General features: G+C 56.9%; 11 protein-coding genes and 1 tRNA gene. 4 read left to right on the top strand and 8 right to left on the bottom strand.

The window, feature by feature from the left end:
• Positions 1-173: 173 nt before the first annotated feature.
• Positions 174-809 (top strand): hypothetical protein, encoded by a 636-nt coding sequence (locus F7D08_RS08630; protein WP_152210235.1) that lies wholly within the window; start codon positions 174-176, stop codon positions 807-809.
• Entirely contained in the window at positions 802-1,170 is a 369-nt protein-coding gene (locus tag F7D08_RS08625) for a variant leucine-rich repeat-containing protein (protein ID WP_193316266.1), read from the top strand. Before F7D08_RS08630 ends, F7D08_RS08625 begins: the two co-directional genes overlap by 8 nt.
• Here F7D08_RS08625 and rsmI read toward each other — a convergent pair.
• From rsmI to F7D08_RS08610, 3 genes are all read right to left on the bottom strand, one after another.
• Entirely contained in the window at positions 1,167-2,123 is a 957-nt protein-coding gene (gene rsmI, locus F7D08_RS08620) for a 16S rRNA (cytidine(1402)-2'-O)-methyltransferase (RefSeq protein ID WP_404979669.1), read from the bottom strand. The two genes, F7D08_RS08625 and rsmI, sit on opposite strands and share 4 nt — an antisense overlap.
• Positions 2,124-2,257: 134 nt before the next feature.
• Positions 2,258-2,330: transfer RNA gene (locus F7D08_RS08615), tRNA-Ala, on the bottom strand.
• 118 nt (positions 2,331-2,448) lie between these two features.
• Positions 2,449-3,894, bottom strand: a complete 1,446-nt coding sequence (locus F7D08_RS08610) for an MFS transporter (protein WP_226803453.1) — start codon at positions 3,892-3,894, stop codon at positions 2,449-2,451.
• Positions 3,895-4,116: 222 nt separating this feature from the next.
• On the opposite strand from F7D08_RS08610, the gene F7D08_RS08605 reads away from it, so the two are divergent.
• Positions 4,117-5,160, top strand: a complete 1,044-nt coding sequence (locus tag F7D08_RS08605) for an FAD:protein FMN transferase (protein ID WP_152210233.1) — start codon at positions 4,117-4,119, stop codon at positions 5,158-5,160.
• 201 nt (positions 5,161-5,361) lie between these two features.
• Here the strand turns inward: F7D08_RS08605 and F7D08_RS08600 are convergent, their stop codons facing one another.
• The 3 genes from F7D08_RS08600 to F7D08_RS08590 all read right to left on the bottom strand — a co-directional run bounded on the left by F7D08_RS08600 (position 5,362) and on the right by F7D08_RS08590 (position 9,734).
• Entirely contained in the window at positions 5,362-7,203 is a 1,842-nt protein-coding gene (locus F7D08_RS08600) for an ABC transporter ATP-binding protein (RefSeq protein WP_152210232.1), read from the bottom strand.
• A 28-nt stretch (positions 7,204-7,231) separates the two neighbouring features.
• Positions 7,232-9,103 (bottom strand): ABC transporter ATP-binding protein, encoded by a 1,872-nt coding sequence (locus F7D08_RS08595; RefSeq protein WP_152210231.1) that lies wholly within the window; start codon positions 9,101-9,103, stop codon positions 7,232-7,234.
• A gap of 157 nt (positions 9,104-9,260) precedes the next feature.
• On the bottom strand, positions 9,261-9,734 hold the full coding sequence (locus F7D08_RS08590; protein ID WP_152210230.1) for a MarR family winged helix-turn-helix transcriptional regulator: 474 nt from the start codon (positions 9,732-9,734) through the stop codon (positions 9,261-9,263).
• Between the two features lie 418 nt (positions 9,735-10,152).
• Here F7D08_RS08590 and dinD point away from each other — a divergent pair, with 418 nt between their 5' ends.
• Positions 10,153-10,995: a DNA damage-inducible protein D gene (gene dinD, locus F7D08_RS08585; RefSeq protein ID WP_152210229.1), complete on the top strand. Its 843-nt coding sequence runs from the start codon at positions 10,153-10,155 to the stop codon at positions 10,993-10,995.
• A gap of 139 nt (positions 10,996-11,134) precedes the next feature.
• Here dinD and F7D08_RS08580 read toward each other — a convergent pair whose 3' ends face one another.
• The gene (locus F7D08_RS08580; RefSeq protein ID WP_193316265.1) at positions 11,135-13,882 is read right to left on the bottom strand and encodes an immunoglobulin-like domain-containing protein; all 2,748 of its coding nucleotides are present in this window, start codon (positions 13,880-13,882) and stop codon (positions 11,135-11,137) included.
• Between the two features lie 217 nt (positions 13,883-14,099).
• Positions 14,100-16,121 (bottom strand): glycoside hydrolase family 127 protein, encoded by a 2,022-nt coding sequence (locus F7D08_RS08575; RefSeq protein ID WP_152210227.1) that lies wholly within the window; start codon positions 16,119-16,121, stop codon positions 14,100-14,102.

Genomic DNA, 16,121 nt, shown 5'->3' with positions numbered 1-16,121 from the left:
GCGGACATGGGACACGTTGGGCGTAAAGAACGCGCGAGCGTTCGCCCAACGTGTGCTCGACGATATCCACCGACTTATCCACAACCCCCACCTGCCAGCCAAAGTTATCCACTTATCCACCGTTTTCACAATTCGGGTGGCGGCGGCAACCGAATTGTGCCACGGTAAAAGCCATGAGCATCTCACACCGTTCAACGATGAACACCACCGACCGATCACGCCCCGTCGTACCCCCGCTGCTGCATACAGATGACCTTCCCGGACCGCTGAGCCTCAATAGACTGAGCGAATTCGGCACCGTCAGCAAACTCGACGAGTTTTCCGGTTATTGGTCCGAACATGCCACCACATTGTATGGCCGAGCATCAATCGTGGCCGCGATAGCGCCATTCGGCACAGTGGCCTGCACGCAGACCGCAGCCTGGGTATGGTTGGGAGGCCCTCATTTCCCCGCCACCATCGATGTTATTTCCACGTCTCACTTTCGATCGTCTTCCGCAGGGCGACGTATTCGCGTCTTCAAACGGCTGACATTACCCGAACAAATCATGAAACTCGGCACATTGGCCATCACCACGCCCGCCAGAACCGCCTGCGATTTGGTCATGACGCCTGACAATGGCGGAGACCCGTCCGCCATCAATAATCTGGTGTGCCAATTGATGTCCGCCTACGAATTCAGACCGAATGATTGCCTGCAAATCATCAAGGAACATCGGCATCATAAGTATGCAGCAAAGGCAAAGGACTTCTTCAATGCCGTACAGCGGGAAATCAACGAGGTCACATGGAGCAGCGGCGATGCGTAGCTGGAGACAACGTATCCGCGCTCTTGGCCGAGGCTCTTCCGCCCGCCGATTGCGGCATCTGAGGCGAACCCATAGACTGCCGGACACCGCGCAGCATCAGGCGCCCGAGGTAATTCAGGATCTTACGACTCCCCCGGCTCCACCAATCGCATTAACACCTCAGGTGGCCTGCTCACCGGACACTGACATGGACGTGCTCTGGCATATCGCACTGCATCTGCCCGAGCTGCGCAAGTGGATTGTGGCGAATCCCCAAGCCGATGCCGCCATCCTGGAATTCATCTCTCAGGCAGGAGGACCGGGCGTGAAGCCGGCGCTTGAAGTGCTGCTGGAGTCGTTGGAAACCGAAAAGTCGCGCTAGCCCTTGATCTCCAGCACAGCAGCATAGACCTGCTTGCGATTGGCCAACGAACCATCCGGCAGAGGGTGCTCCTGCACCACCTGAGCGATCGCGTCTTTGATACGCAGACCATCCTCAAGCGCACGGTCGATGGCGAGCACCGCCAAATCTTCAATGCTGAGCGAATTGGGTGCCGCCGCTTCGGCCTCCTCGCTGGAGGCGCCACCAATCACCAATACCATTTCACCGCGCGGCGGATCGTTGATCACGCTCTGGTGAATCTCGCCAATGGTGCCGCGTCGGATCTGCTCATAGTCCTTGGTGAGTTCTCGACATAGTGCCATTGCACGATTCGGGCCGAACGCGTCCAGCAAATCATCCATCGAATCGGCGATGCGATGCGGCGTCTCATAAAACACGATGGTGCGACGCTCGGGCAGCAGTGCGCGCAACGCCTGCACGCGCTCGGAATGCTTTCGCGGCAGGAATCCTTCATAGCAGAAACGGTCGGTGGGAAGTCCAGACAGGGCAAGCGCATCCAACACCGCAGAGGGGCCAGGCGCGCACGTCACCGGTAGGCCGCGCTCGATGGCGCGGCGCACGATGGCGAGGCCGGGATCGTTGATAGTCGGCATGCCGGCGTCAGATACCACGAGCACGGTTGCGCCGGTCTCCACTTGGTCAAGCAGACCGTCTGCCTTGCTGCGTTCATTGTGATCGTGATAAGCCACCACGCGGCCGGATACGTAGACACCGAGGCGGCGGGCCAGATCGTAGAGACGGCGGGTATCTTCCGCGGCAACGATATCCGCACGCTCCAGCAATGCGACCAGGCGCGCAGAGGCATCACCGATATTGCCAATCGGCGTGGCAGCGAGCACCACGGTGCCGGCCGGAATATCTACCGCCGCAGATCGGGCGTCGCTTCCCCTCAAAGTATTCGGCTCAGGCTGTCCAACAATATCGTCTGCCATATTCTCTGCGCTTGTCATATCTCCAGTATTCCCCATCCCACGGAGTTCGTCGCTATACCAGCAATCGCAATCGAGGAATCAAAACCAAAAAAGAAAAGGGCCGCTCGCGGTGGAATGAATGCAAGCGGCCCAAGTGGAGCTGACGGTAGTCGAAACCGCGACCTCTTCGATGCGAACGAAGCGCTCTACCAACTGAGCTACAGCCCCTTGGATTGTTGCCCTGCTTCGCAAAGCAACTCGCCTTAATATAGTACGAGGTGCCGTCAAACGCAATTCGGCTTAGTGCAGATCGACGCGGAACAGGGCAATGAACCGAAACGGGCCACTACCCCAGCACAGCCAATACCTTCTTCTCGTTGTAGAAAGCGAATACGATACCGCCCAAACCGCACAACACGGCGGCGCACACGGCGGCAATGCGGTAGCCAGCACCGGATGCCACGCCAATGGTGGAGACGCCGGTGAACAACAGCATGGCCACGGACTGGCCCATTTTCATCGCAAAGGTACGGGCCGCATAGAACATGCCCTGGCGGTCCTGGCCGGTGGTCTTCGAACTGGCATCCGCGATGTTCGCCACAATGGCTTGCGGCAGAATGCCGAATGCAGCCATCGGAATCGCGCCCACCACCGAGAGAATCAGGCCCTGCGTCATTGCCGGCAGGAAGCCAAGAGCGCCCGAGCCGAGCGCGCCGGCAAAGGCGAACGCGCACGTAAAGATCACGAACGCTACCAACAGCAGACGCTTCTTGCCCACACGATTGGCCAGAATATTGACCGGCACATAGAACAGCACGGAAACGCCGGTCATCAGCACGAAGTAGATGGTTGTGGTGGTTTCCGGCAGCTTCAGCAGACTCGTGACGAAGAACGGCAATCCGGTTTGGAAGGTGGTGATGGCCACCCAGTAGACCACATCGGAGCAGACGAATTTGCGGAATTCGCCGTCGCCAAAGGTCTGTTTCAGGGACTCGATGGTGGACTCTGACGTGGGCTGCGAGTTGACATAATCCTTTTCGCGGATGGCGAGCGGTGGCACCAGCATGCAGACAAACGCTACGGCTGCCATGATGGTGAAGGTCACGCGAATGGCGGTAATGCGGCCGAGGCCGGGCACCAAGCCGCCCCAAATCACTGGCGCGACGTAGGCGATGGCAGTGCCGGCGACCCAGGTGAACGAAATGGCGGTGGAGATGGTGAGCTGTTGTTTGGAGTCGTGACCGAGCTCGGCGATCAGCGCGTTGTATGGCGTGCAGTAGAACGTGAGCGCGATGTAGTAGCCGATCACGGTGACGAACAGGAAGGCTCCGTTGATCCAGCTCGTACCATTGATCGGACTCCAGAACACGAGCACGGTGATGATGGCCAGTGGCGCGGCGGCATATTTCAGGAATGGCATACGGCGGCCGGCTTTGGCGTTGCACCGGTCGGAAAGCGAGGCTACGGCCGGGTCCACGAATGCGTCGAAGAAGCGCGCGAATGCAGTGATGCCGCCCACTACGGTCACGATGCCGAGCACCACCAGGCCCTGCGGCACGAATACGGTTTGGCCTTGCGAAATGGTTTCCTGATCGGGCTGGTAGAAGTACACGAGCCAATTGGAAATGATGCCGGAAAGCAGTGCCCATCCGAACTGGCCTACGGCAAACGCCCCTACTTTGGCGAGCGGCAGGTCTTTGATAGCCAAGAGCGCCGATGCGCCGGATGCTTCAGCGTTTCCCGCGGCAGCGCCAGACTGCGTATCAATGGAAATCCGATCAGAACCGCTCATAGCCAAACCTCCTTGTTGACACTATGTCAATAGCAGTGTATCACCTCACACGCCGCACAGTGCCGCCACAGCGCCGTTCAATATTTGCATCTTCTTCTATCTCACCAAACGTACACCGACGACCAGTGAGCGCACGTTTGGCGAGGCAGGGGAGGTAAAACCGCGAAAAACGTACGCCGAGCGCGCCGAATGCAATAAACAGCACTGGAATAAGATAATCGCATGACCTCTCTCGCCGAACAGCTCCCGTACACGATGGCATTCCCGCACGCCCTCGGTACGGGGTTGATAGTGCAATCCACAGCTCCAGCGGAAACCCCCATCACGGTGCCTCCGCTGCTGTCCGGCGACAGCGATGTTTCCGCATCTTCCCCCCACACTCAAATCATCGCACTATACGATGCCATCGACGCTTTTATCGACGTCTACGAATCCACGCTCTCCCGCTTCCGCGCGAATTCACTGGTCTCTCAGATGCGCAGCGCCCAACATGGTGGCACATTCGATTTCCCTGTTTGGTGCGTTGGTCTATTCGATTTGTATGACCAATTATTTGAAGCCACAGCAGGAGCCATTGACCCATGCGTCGGCGAGGACCTGATCCGACTGGGTTATGACGCTACATATTCATTCAGTGTTGCGCCGGATGCGTTTGGGCATGCAGACGATGCGCAAGACCCAGGCCATCTCGGTGCGATTCACGGCCGGCCAACATGGCGCAATGATGTGGAGCGGCAAGGCGCCACATTGATTACGCACCTCCCCGTTTCCTTGGATTTTGGCGCATGCGGCAAAGGGTATTTGGTTGATTTGATTGCAAGGATGCTGGCACCACATACCGATGCGTTCGTGATTGACGCGGGCGGTGATTTGCTGATTCACACGACTGAGCCCGTCACCATCGCGCTTGAGGACCCGGAGGACACGAACCGTGCAGTGGGCACCGCGACCGTGAGCAACGGCGCATTCTGCGCGAGTGCGCCAAGCCGCCGTCATTGGGGTGAGGTGGCCGGCCATCAATTGCACCATCTGCTCAATGCCATTGACGGCTTGCCCGTTGATGATGTTGCGGCGACATGGGTTACGACGCCAAACACGAACGGAGTCAGCTACCTTGCCGCTCAGACTGATGGCCTTGCCACCGCGCTCTTCACCACGTCCGCCAATCAGCTGCACCGACATTTTGATTTCGATTGCGCAATCCTCAACACCGACCGCACCGCAGCCCAGTCCCCCAACTTCCCAGGACGGTTTTTCACGGCATAAATGCGGGACGCAATCGCAAATTCGGCAATAACGCGATTGCATCCCACTCGCCCACTGGCGCACACCCTGTGAAACCATTAAAAATGGCGTATTTTCGAGGGATGCAAATGCAAAAACTCGTGATTTGCAGTTATGTCCCGTAAGCCAGTGGGACGCAACCGCAAACCAACTCAATCAGCAGATCCGTCCCCTAAACACCTCTCACCCGGCGAGCGAGAACTGACTGTTATACAAACCGGCATAGAACCCGCCCGCTGCGAGCAGCTCGTCATGCGTGCCGCGCTCGATCACGTCGCCGTGGTCCATGACGAGAATCATGTCGGCGTCGCGAATGGTGGAGAGTCGGTGCGCGATCACGAACGACGTACGGCCTACGGTCAGGGCGTCCATCGCCTTCTGAATCAGCTCTTCGGTGCGGGTGTCCACGGAAGAAGTAGCCTCGTCGAGAATCAAGATCGGGGCGTCCTGCACCATGGCGCGGGCGATTGTGAGCAGCTGCTTCTGCCCCGCCGACAGTGAGGATTTGTCATCCAGAACCGTGTCATACCCCTGCGGCAGGGAGCGGATGAAATGATCCAATCCCACAGCCTTGCAAGCCGCGACAATCTGCTTATCGGTCACGCCAGGCTTCGCATAGGCGATGTTTTCACGCACTGTTCCACGGAACACCCAAGTGTCCTGCAACACCATCGAGAACTGGTCATGCACATTCCAGCGCGGCACGCTTGCCGTATCCACGCCGTCAATGGAAATCGAGCCGCCGGAGATCTCATAGAAGCGCATCAGCAGGTTCACCATCGTGGTCTTGCCGGCACCGGTCGGGCCCACGATGGCCACCTTCTGTCCGGCCTCCACGGAGGCGGAGAAATCATGGATGATCGGCTTGTCCGGCTCGTAACCGAATTGCACATGGCTGAATTCCACATCGCCGCGAACCTTATGCCCATCCGAGCCCAGCAGCGCCGGCTTGGCGGACTCATCTGCCATTTCCGGCTCCTCGAGGAAGCCGAACACGCGCTCGGCCGCCGCCGCGCAACGCTGCAGGTTCTGGAATGCCTGAGCGAACTGCGAGAGCGGCTGGGTGAACAAGCGGATGTACATCATGAACGCCACGATCACGCCGAATTCGATCTGCCCGTCCATGGCGAGCGCCGCGCCCACCACGCACACCACCACGTAGCCGAAGTTGCCCACGAAGTTCATCAACGGCATCATCAGGCCGGAGAGGAACTGCGACTTCCAGCCGGATTCGTACAGATCATTGTTGTACTGTTCGAAACGGCGAATCGAATCAGTCTCGCCGTTGTATGCCTTCACAATCACGTGCCCGGCGTACATCTCCTCCACGTGGCCATTCACATCGCCCAGCGCGGCCTGCTGCTGCGCGAAGTACTTCTGGGAGACTTTCATAATCGCCATCATCAGCACCATGCCGAGCAGGCTGGCTCCGATGGCGCACAGGGTCATGATCACGTTGTTGTAGAACATCATGACCAGCGCGCCCACGAACAGCGTCACCGAGGTGATCAGCGAGCCGAGGCTCTGCCCCAGCGTCTGGCCGATGGCGTCCACATCGTTGGTGATGCGGGAGAGCACGTCGCCGTAGCTGACTTTGTCGAAGTACTTAAGCGGCAGTTTGTTGATTTTGATGGAGATGGATTCGCGCAGGCGCTGGGCTGTGCGCTGGGTGACATTGGCCATCATCCAGCTTTGGACGTAGCTGAGCACGGCGTAACCCACGTACAGCGCGACCAGCAGCCAGGCGATGCGCCCGACTTCGCCCAGGTCGATGGCATTGATGACTGGGAGACCATGCACGACAGCCGGCAGACCAGCCACGATGGCGTTGGTCATGTCCTTGAGCTTGTCTGGGCCGATGATCTGGAAGATGGTGCCGGCTGCGCCCAGGATGAGCGCGATGATGATGACGGGAATATAGTTACGGCAGTAGGCAACGAGTTTGCCCATGACCTTGCCGAAATCGTTAGGCTTTTCGATCGTGCGCCCTGCGCCCGGCCCGTGCCCCATAGGTCCTCTTGGCATTGGTAAGTCCTTTCGTCAACGCTTTTGGTCAGGCCATCAGCTCGGCTTTGCTGAGCTGGGATTCGGCGATCTGCTGGTAAACCTCGCAGCTTTCCATCAGTTCTTTGTGGGTGCCTTGGCCGACGATCTTGCCGTCGTCCAGCACCACGATCAGATCGGCGTTCATGATGGTGCCAATGCGCTGCGCCACGATGAGCTTGGTAGAATCCTTGGCCTCGCGTGCAAGCGCCTCGCGCACTTCGCGGTCGGTTCTGAAGTCCAACGCGGAGAATGAATCATCGAAAATCAGGATTTCCGGATGACGATAGACCGCGCGCGCGATGGATAGACGCTGCTTTTGGCCACCGGACACATTGGAACCGCCCTGTGCGATGGCTGCTTCGAATCCGCCATCCATCCGGTTGACGAATTCGCTGGCCTGTGCCACGTCGGCTGCTGCCTTGACGCGACTCATCCGCGCTGCGGATATGCTGGCACTCGCTGCGGCTTTATCCGCAGCAAGCAGATCGGCTTCATGTTTGCGACCGGCCGCAGTCGAGGTATCAGCAAGCTCCACGACAGTCGAATCGCCCGGCTTATCGCCGTAGCTCACATTGGAGGCCACGGTACCTTTGAACAACACCGACTGCTGCGGCACGTAACCGATTTTGTCGCGCAGCGTGGTGAGGTCATAGTCGCGCACATCCACGCCGTCGACCAGCACCTGGCCTTGGGTGGCGTCATAGAAACGCGGCACCAGATTGATCAGCGAGGATTTGCCGGAACCGGTGGAGCCGATGAAGGCCACCGTCTGCCCGGCCTTGGCGCTGAAGCTGATGTTCTCCAGCATGGCTTCGCGCGAATCCGGGTAGGTGAAGCTCACGCTCTTGAATTCCACCGTGCCGCGTTCGCCAGTTTTGGCGATGTCGGCGGCGGTTTTGGTGCCATTCTCCACCATCGGCTCGGTGTCGAGCACTTCAAGCACGCGCTGGGCGGAGACGTCGGCGCGCGGCCAGAGCACGAACACCATGCTCATGAGCAGGAAGCTCATGATAACCTGCACGGAGTAGTTGGAGAAGACCACCATATTGGAGAACAGGGTGAGTTTGTCGGTGAGTTCGGCGGCATCGATGAGGTACGCGCCTATCCAGTAGACGGCGAGCATCAGGCCGTTCATGATGGTGTTCATCAGCGGCATCATGAACGCCATGGTCCGGTTGGTGAACAGCTGGGTTTCGGTGAGTTCCTTGTTCGCCTTGGTGAACTTGGACTCCTGATAGTCCTCGGCATTGTAGGCGCGCACGACTTTAAGGCCGGTGAGGTTCTCTCGGGCAACCAGGTTGATGTTGTCGGTGAGCTGCTGCATGGCCTTGAACTTGGGCATGACCATGGTCATCATCACGGCGATGGCAGCCAGCAGAATCACGACGGCGACGCCGGTGGCCAGCGTCCATTCGAAGCCTTCGCCGGCGATTTTGGCCACGGCCCAGACCGCCATAATCGGCGACTTGACAATGAGCTGCAGACCGGTGGTGATGAACATCTGGATCTGCGTGATGTCGTTGGTGGAGCGGGTGATGAGGCTGGCGGTGGAGAATCGGTTCATTTCCGCCGGGCCGAACGATTCGACTTGGCGGAATTCCAGAGAGCGCAAGCGCTGGGTGAACGAGGAACCGACACGTGCGGCGAGATAGCCGGTGATAACCGCGCAGGCCACGGAACCGAGGGATATGAGCAGCATCTTGCCGCCGGCGATCCAGATGTCCTGCATGGCGCTGCCCGGCGTTTCGACCAGCGTGGTGATGTCGGACATGTAGTCCGGCAGTTTCAGGTCGAAGAAGACCTGGCCCACGATGGTCACCAGTGCGAGCAGCATCTGCCCTATCTCCGCTTTGGAGAGATATTTCATGATGCGAAGCATGGTTTCCCCTTGTATGTGATTGTTGAGATTGCGTATCGGACTAAGCAATCAAAAGTACTTAATTATTTCTAGTGTTTATTACTTACACTGTAAGATATTAGGCGCAATGCTGTGCGTTTCCTGAGAGCGAACATGCGATGAGCTGAAAAACGACCCGTCAGGATTGCTCAAAAGCCTTGCGAACCTCCTCAGCCGTAGGCCGCGGCTTTCCAGGCTTGCAAATCGACATATAGGTGGAGAACTCGCGGACCAACTCCACGAATTCGCGCGTGCGCCGCTCCCCCATTTGCGAGAAAATCCAGCACACGGCATCCCGTATCTCCTGCATATCCTTGCGACCGCGTTCCCGACCGGCATCGGTAAGCTCCACGCGTACCGCACGGCGGTCTTCAGGGTCTGCGGACCGCACAATCTGGCCTTTTTTCTCCAGCGCGGAGAGCACTGCGGAAATACGCCCGGTGGTTACGTGCATGGCATCGGCAAGCTGCGAGGGAGACATCGTGCCCTGATGGGCCAGCATGCGAATCACAAACGATTCGCCTGCGCCATGGTTGAGATCACGCTGCACTTGTGACCGATGGCACCACACATCGCGCCACAGCTCGTCCACCGCTTCTTCCTCGTACCCCACGGCACGCCTCCTTTGCCATTCCTAATCTGCGATACATGACTTCGCAGATCGCAACTTGGCGCACAAGCACAACCGACATTGTCCTCCGTGCAGCATCACCCGCGCAACCGTCGCTAATAATACCTCACACTATTAACAATTTAATGCCATGGCATATCAGCTTTCGACTTCACTCGGTACGGTTTGCTATCCTGAACAACTACCACATAGATTCCACTGTGGAGCGTCGTCCAAAAAGAGATAGTTAGCTAATCAGCAACAATCGTTGATATTCGTGCTCCATGAGGTATCTGGTCGAAAAGGCGGACGAAGGTAGACCAGAACAGCAAAGCATGCTTGTGCCTCAAACCTCTTACAATCATTGGCTTTGATCATTTTTCCGAAGCCGGAAAAATGATCATCGGGAAGGACTTATATCATGGACCGCACGACTATCGAACGATATGCCTCCGAACTCGACTCTCACTCACAAAAAGCCGGAGACACTGAGTACTGGTACGCACGCGACATCATGCCATACCTCGGATACCAACAATGGAAGAACTTCATCAAAGTTGTTGACAAAGCACGATTGGCCTGTCGAAACTCCGACGTGCCTGTCGAAGCTCATTTCCGCGATACCAGTCGTGAAGTTCCCCTCGCAAAAGGAGCCATCCGTTCCATCGCCGATGTCAAGCTCACTCGATACGCCTGCTATCTCATCGCACAAAATGGTGACCCAAAGAAGGAAGAAGTCGCTCTTCTACAGAGCTACTTCGCAGTTCAGACCCGTAAGACGGAAATCATCGAGCAACGTATGGGTGAAATCAGCCGGCTCGCCGGCCGAGAAGCTCTTGCCACAGCAGAGAAAAAGCTCTCGCAGAATCTCTATGAGCGAGGAGTCGATGACGCCGGCTTTGCCCGCATCCGGTCAAAAGGTGACACGGCTTTATTCGGCACCACCACTAGAGCCATGAAAGAAAAGCTGGGTCAAAAGCCCAACAAGCCGCTCGCTGACGTACTACACCCGGTCAATGTAGCCGCTAAGCAGCTCGCTACCGAAATGACCAATCTTGGCGTTGAGACTAAAGATCTGCACGGCGAATCACCTATCACCGAGGAGCACATTGGCAATAATTCCCGTGTACGAGGCATGCTGATCGAAAGCAGTATCATCCCCGAAGAATTGCCCGCAGCCGAAGACATTAAGAAAGTCCAGCGACGAGCTCGCACTGACGAACGTCGCATAGAGCGCAGAGGTTTTGCCGACAATAACTCATGACAGTAAGCGATCCAGTTCGGATTAGCTCAGCTAGCAATTAATGGCATAACAACAGTGGCTCTGCATGATTGTTGCAACCATGCAGAGCCACTGTTCTAGGAGCAGTCAACTCGACTAACGACTCACCAATCTCTAGCGATCAGCGATTGGAATGACGGGCACCACCCTTGCGCTGCGCGGTAATCAGGGTACCGACCGCGGCCAGCACAATCGCCGCTATAGCAATCGCACTTACTGCAACACCCGTATTGCCGAGCACATTGCCGGAACCCTTGCCTTCCGCAGTGGCGTTGTCGTCCTTGCCTGCACCGGGCTGACCAATCTGACCACCCTGGTTCTGATTGGCGTCCTTGGTCTTCACAGTGACCGTGCGTTTCACCGTGGCCTTGGCACCTGCGGAATCAGTAACCGTGTAGGTCAGCTCATACGAGCCAGCCTTCTTGACATCCACGGCACCTTCAACCTGAATCTTATCGGTCAGATCGCCATCCTCAGCGTCAGAAGCGGTCACTCCGGTCTTGGCGTCAAACGCATCACCTTCGTTGATGGTCACGTCGTCAGCGCCCTTGATTTGAGGAGCAGCATTCATGGACTGCTGCGGCACAGACGTCTGCACGGCAGTACGACCCACCTGCAAGTAGTCGAAGTTCGGCGCCCAACCTTGCTTGGCCGAAGCAGTGGTCACAGTCACCGTGTTGCTGCCCTTCTTCAGATTGGCGCGAATCGATGTGGTCCAATAGTTATGCCAGTTGCGGGTGTTGGCGAACACTACCTGCTGCGTGGAGGAGGCATCGCCATTGACGGTGACATCAGCCCAACGGTTCACGATCTGGAACGGCGTATTATCCGTGTATTCCCACTGCGCGTAGGAGAACGTCAGCGTATAGTCGCCATCTTCCGGCACGTCAGTCACCGTGAAGGCCACAGTACCGTTCTTGGAACCGCCAACATTGTTGATTGCCTTGCCGCCGGAAGCAGTGGAATCATCAAAGACTCCAACGCCATTGGAGACTTCGCCCGATTCGGCTTCGCTCTTCTGTGCAGCAGTATCGGTGTCATCAGTGAGCTTAATATCATCAAGCTTCACGCCAGCGGCATCGGCCGCATTGTCGGGAGCGGTGAAATCAAGCTCGTTGATGCCCAACGGTAGGTATGTGCGCACGGTAGTCTCAGCCCATTTGCCATTGGTGGCGGGCAAGGTCAGCGTGATGGCATTGCCACGGTTTACCTTCAAAGCAAGCTTGCTGTCCTTATCCGCCTGGTAGCGTACCGCGATGTTGGCATAGCCATCCTTTTCGGATGTGACGAAGAACTTGTTGGCATCACCCGCCTCAGCACTTGCCTTGTCGAAACCAGTCACGTAACCGGCACCGTTCGCGCCTTCGCCATAACCAGTGGTCAGATTTGCGGAAACATTGTTGTTCGCATCAGCAACATGAGTGTATTCAGCCTCATACGCACCATCGGACTGGTTGCCGGTCTGGCCGTCAACAGCTCCAGGAGTGATGACCGCGAAGTATGCAGAATCCGGGTTGAGCCCCGCCAGCGTCAGGCCATCCGCCAATTGCCGCGCAGTAGCGTTGCCCTGCCACTGCACATACGTGCCCTTGGATGCTTCAGGAACCTTAAGTGTCTTGTCTCCCGGAGCTGTGGCGTCCACACCGAACACAGTCACATGGGCACCATTCGGATACTTATCTGCTGCACCGGCAATCTTCAGGGAGTCGGTAGCCGAAGTAGCACCATTTTCAGCACCGCCAAAGAGAATCTTGGTCTGATTCGTCTTCTGATCGTAGGATGCCACGGCCTGTGTACGCTGGTTCTCGTCTTGCAGACCGATTTTGACGGTATTGCCAGACAGCTGACCATACCAGTTGTACAGCCACCAACCACTGGTGGCTTGATTGTTATGCGTGGCCAACCAATCGAGATCGCCGGCCGGATACCAGTATGCCAGCGCACCGGAGACCTTGTGGTTTTCGAATTGGCTGATGTACTGCACCAGATTGCCCGGACGCGTCTGCTGTTTCAGATCAGCGCTGACATATTCGTTGATGGAGACCGGAATGTTCGAATCAGCACCAAGATACTTGGTCTCAATGCTCCTCCAATGCTCATAATGAGGCAAGAAGGAAGTCGCTTCCACGCCCTTATTTTGCAATTCGTGCCAAGTTACCACATCCGGCACCGTCTGCTGCTCGGCAACATGTTTGAGGAAAGCATCATAGGCGTCCGGATAGTATGCGGTGTAATTCGGACCACCCACCTTGAACTTGGTGCTATTGGCGGTGTTGTAATCCTGAATGTACCGGTACACCAAATCCCAATCGTTCACTAAGGTGTTGAAACCATCGGTACCCGGTTTTTCCGACTGACGGTAATTGGCATCACCGTTGCTCGGCTCGTTGAACGGAATGAGTACAACTTTGCTGGTATCGAGACCAGCTGCCTTGGCGGTGTCCATTTCCTTTTTGATCTTCGGAAGGAAATCTTCTGTGATGTTCGGATCATACTTACGGTATGGCCATGGCAGCTCATAGGCGTCCTTCAGATAAACCTGAATATATTGGCCACCGTTGCGGAACCACTGATTGGAAGTCTGAATGGAATCACCATTCGGATGCTGTTTGCCATCAGTAGGACGGCCCACTTGCGTATGCAGATGGCCAAGGCCCTGCAGCATGGTGTCAGTCGGGACACCATCATCGGCAAGACCATAGAGAAAACCGGTTGCACCGTATTCCACGGGGCCGGTGGATTGATTCAAATCGATGGTGATGTCAGTAGACCGTATATCGTCCGCATTGGCAGTTGCCGAGATGGTCACCGCGCCTGCACCGAGAGTCGCCACCGCAAGCAGTGACGCCAGAGATTTTCGTAACCTCATTATTCTCCTTCTGGTTGATGAATGCATATGCCATCAACTGAAGGGAGCAAGTCAGCAAAGCCGCTAAGCCGGCTCCCTTGCCGACACATATGCTGTTGTTTCCCGTCTTCACTACCATCAGGAGACGGGACGCCTTCGCAGCATGCGAGCCTTCATTCAAGCCTGCTGCGAAGGAGTGTCCTTTTTTTATTCGGCGAACCGGAACATTCCGGGCACGTCAGCGCACGGTTTCGCGCACCCAGACCTGCATTTGGCCTTCAGTGCGGTTGCACCAGGCGTAATACGGGATCATCGTGAGTTCCGCGGCACGGCGCTCAACAGGCTTATCCACGGCTATATACAGGCCTGTGTTCTCCTGTACATCGCGCACACCGCCGAATTTCAACACCTCGACACCATCCAGCAATTTGGCATCGTAGTGTTCGCTCACCTGCGCATTCACCGGCATGCTGTATGTCCACAAATCATGTGGATTGTCCACTTCTTCCATGCAGTAGACGATCGGCCCGCGAGCGACAGCGAGTTTGCCGGCATCCGCCTTGACATTCAGCGAAGCGCGCAAACACCGTACCGACATGTCGAGCACCAGCTTGATGTGCGTTTCCGGCTTGGAAACATCAATAGCAATAAACCCATCACGCGGTTGCACATATGTGCGGCGTCCGTCAATATCCAGCGTCCACTTGGCGCTCCATGCAGGGATGCGCACGGCAAGGCTGCGCTGCAGTCCTTCAGGATTGGAGATCTGGAATTCAATGTCGCCGCTCCACGGGTATCCCTCGCCTGGCTGCGACTGTTCAATCACCAAACCATTGCCGAAATCAGTTTTGTTGGCAATGTACTGATGTGCATAGATGGTATTGCCCTTGACGGTATACAGGTAGCGATCCAGCGATGCAATCAGTCGCACGATGTTCGCCGGGCAACAGGCGCAGTCGAACCAACCTGCGCGGCGAGTCAGCACGTGCGCTTTGGTGGGGTTGCCGTTGGACGCGGCCGGATCAGCCTCCAACGGATTCACGTAGAAGTACCGCGTACCATCAAGCTGAATACCGGCAAGCATGCCGTTGAATAATTCCAGCTCCATCACATCGGCCACGGCACCAGTCGGATGAGTCTCCATCAGCGCTTTGCCGAAGAACAGCATGGCCACCGAAGCACAAGTTTCACCATAGCCAAGATCATTGGGAAGATCGTCGTCATAGCTGAACGATTCACCGATCTGGCAGGAGCCGACATTGCCGGTCACATACATGCGATGACGCACGATGTTCGTCCACAACCGCTCGGCTGCGGCCAGCATACGCGCATCATCGAGCAGCTGCCCGACTTCCGCGATGGCCGTGGCCATGTAGAGCAGCCGAACCGCGTGTCCCTCGGCTTTGTCGAGGTCCAGCACCGGCTTCTGCATAATGAAGTAGCTCAGCGGCATATGCAGGTCTTTGTAGAACTGTGGCCCGCCGGCATGATCCTGCTCGTCGAAGAATTCCGGATCCATGCCGCGCACGCGAATAAACCATGCAGCCAGGTCAAGCCAACGACGTTCGCCGGTCGCCTTATACAGGCGGGCCAGTGCGAGCTCGATTTCAGGATGGCCGTCCGGTCCATGCACTTTGCCTTCGCCATCGCCGAAATGCTGATCGATGCATGACGCCGCGCGTCGCGCCACGTTCAACGCCTTGGTACTGCCAGTGGATTCCCAGTTGGCCACGGCCGCTTCAATGAGGTGGCCCATCGTATAGAGTTCGTGACTCCAACGCAGTCCGCGGAATCGTTGATCAGCCGGCAGATCGATCTCGAATTTGGTGTCGATATAGCCGTCCTTGTCTTGAGCATCAGCGAACAAATCGACTACCTCATTGACCTGTTGTTCGAGTTCGTCAATGTTGATATCCGGATTCTCTCCGGCGAAGCCCAAGGCATAGCTGGCCGCTTCCAACCATTTGGACACATCCGTGTCTTGGAACGGTTGCCCACTGAATGAGCCCGGCTCTCGCCCTGCCGCAATGCGCAGGTTACGCATCGAATGGCTGAATTGGCTGCCATTCTCGCCCCAGGCTGTGCCATCCGGCACGTCAACAGGCACCTCATCGTTCAATGCGCGCCACTGATACGGCAGGGCATTGTTCACCGTCATCGAGCGGTAGCGCCCCCAGAATTTCGAGGTGATGGATACCTGAGGTTCGGCCGGCTTGCGAGTGCCCGCAATATGCGCAGACTTCGATGCTTTGCCAGTCAT

This window comes from Bifidobacterium cebidarum, assembly GCF_009193305.1.
GTDB lineage: Bacteria > Actinomycetota > Actinomycetes > Actinomycetales > Bifidobacteriaceae > Bifidobacterium > Bifidobacterium cebidarum.
The sequence above is the reverse complement of the archived record's forward strand: the minus strand, read 5'-3'. Positions and strand labels throughout refer to the sequence as shown.